Origin of the sequence: Tianweitania sp. (assembly GCF_032053605.1) — a bacterium.
Lineage (GTDB): Bacteria > Pseudomonadota > Alphaproteobacteria > Rhizobiales > Rhizobiaceae > Tianweitania.
Window position 1 is genome coordinate 1 of record NZ_DAMBUH010000201.1, and the last position, 1,810, is coordinate 1,810.

The window sequence follows — 1,810 nt, forward strand, 5'->3', positions numbered from 1 at the left end:
CGATCGGGTTCTGCCCACCTTGCCCCGCCATTGACCGGCCCATGAAGGCGATCTCGGTGAGGCGCAGATAAAGCCCCATATCTCCGATCGTGTCGCCGAGCAGCACATCGACCTCCGGCCGCACCGGCTCGTTCAGGCTTTGGCGCGCAACCGACAGGCCGCGCTTGGCGAGATCGGCCGCAACCGCATCGCCGCGCTCGGGATGCCGCGGCACGATGATGGTCAGGATCCCCTCGTGCCGGCTTTTCAGCTGCGCATGGACCTCGCCGGCGATCTCTTCCTCGCCCGGATGGGTCGAAACGGCCGCCCAGGTTTCGCGATCGTTGATCTGGCTGGCCAGCCGCTTGTGCATGCGCGGGTCGAATGGCGGCGGATCGGTATCGAGCTTGAGGTTGCCCGAAACCGTCACGGGACGCGCGCCTAGCGCACGAAAGCGCTCGCCGTCGAGTTCGGACTGCGCCACGACGAAAGCGAGGTTCTCGAACAGGGCTTCGGCCAGATGCGGCCGCTTCTGCCACGACTTGAACGAGCGATCGGACAAACGGCCATTCACCAGCACCTGCGGCACGCGCCGCTTGCCGAGCGCAAGGATCGTGGTCGGCCAGATCTCGGATTCCGCGATGATGGCCAGATCGGGCTGCCAATGATCGAGGAAGCGCTCCACCGCAGGCTTCAAATCCAGCGGCACATATTGGTGGATCACCTGATGGCCGAGCCGTTCCTCGACAATCTTTGCCGAGGTCACCGTGCCCGTCGTCAGCACCACCCGGATGCCAACATCGAGAATGCGCTCGATCAGCGGAATGACCGCGCCGGTTTCGCCCACACTGGCGGCATGGATCCAGATCACCGGGCCGTTGGGACGCTCCTGACCTGCCACGCCATAGCGTTCACGCCTTCGCTGCCGGTCTTCCTTGCCGCGGCTGGCGCGGTAGGCAACGTAAGGCCCGACAAAGGGAAAAGCTGCCGAACCGGCAATGCCATAAAGCGACAGCAGCCGGCGTGCCCAGCGCTCGCTCATCGAGCGGCTCCGGTCTGGTTGGGCGTGGCATCCACCAGGTCATGCGCGCGCACCGTCACGTCGTTCAGGCCGCTGGTTACGGCCAGGCGCAACACTTCCATCTCGGCCTCGGTCGCATCATCGGCAACATGGATCGGCTCACCGATCACCATGGCGCTGCGGCCGAAAGGCAGGCTGATCGTCATCTTGTCCCAGGAGCGCTCCACCACCTTGCGGCGGCTGCTGGCATAGGCGGCGGGAAAGATCGGACGACCGGAAATGCGGGCAAGCATGACGATGCCCATTCCGGCATCGCGCGGCGTCCCATTGGGAATATCTGCAACCATGGCCACCGATCTTCCCTCATCCAGTGACTTTTTAAGGGCAAGCAGCGCACGCGCGCCGCCTTTTTCGACCGACTTCTTGGCGCTGCGGCCGCCCGACCCGCGCACGATACCGACGCCGAAGCGCTTCATCACCAGCGCGTTCAATTCGGCATCGCTGCTGCGCGACACCATCACGTCGATGGGATATTCCTTGGGGTAGAGCGTCGGATACATCAGGTGCTGGCCGTGCCAGACCGCATAGATTGCCGGCCCGTCTTGCGCCATGGATGTCGCGAGGTCGCTCGAGCCCGGCACGAGGCGATTGGTGCCGCCGACGAATCGCAGGCCGCCTTCAACCAGAAAGGCGAGCGCATGCTTCACCACCGCCGAGTTCGCCAGGGGGCGGCGGATCGTCCGCCACAGCTCCTTGAGCGCGCGCGGCGAGTGGCGGCGGCGCGCTGGCGCCTTCCGCTTTGCGCTCACC

The 1,810-nt window shown here is 65.2% G+C and carries 2 protein-coding genes; both read right to left on the reverse strand.

Annotated features, from left to right (window positions below; all coding sequences use genetic code 11):
* On the reverse strand, positions 1 to 1,021 hold a 1,021-nt coding region (locus RTX98_RS20710), incomplete at its 3' end, for a 3-deoxy-D-manno-octulosonic acid transferase (RefSeq protein ID WP_312798776.1).
* Entirely contained in the window at positions 1,018 to 1,809 is a 792-nt protein-coding gene (locus RTX98_RS20715; protein WP_416223193.1) for a lysophospholipid acyltransferase family protein, read from the reverse strand. The genes RTX98_RS20715 and RTX98_RS20710, both read right to left, overlap by 4 nt.
* Position 1,810: the final 1 nt, after the last annotated feature.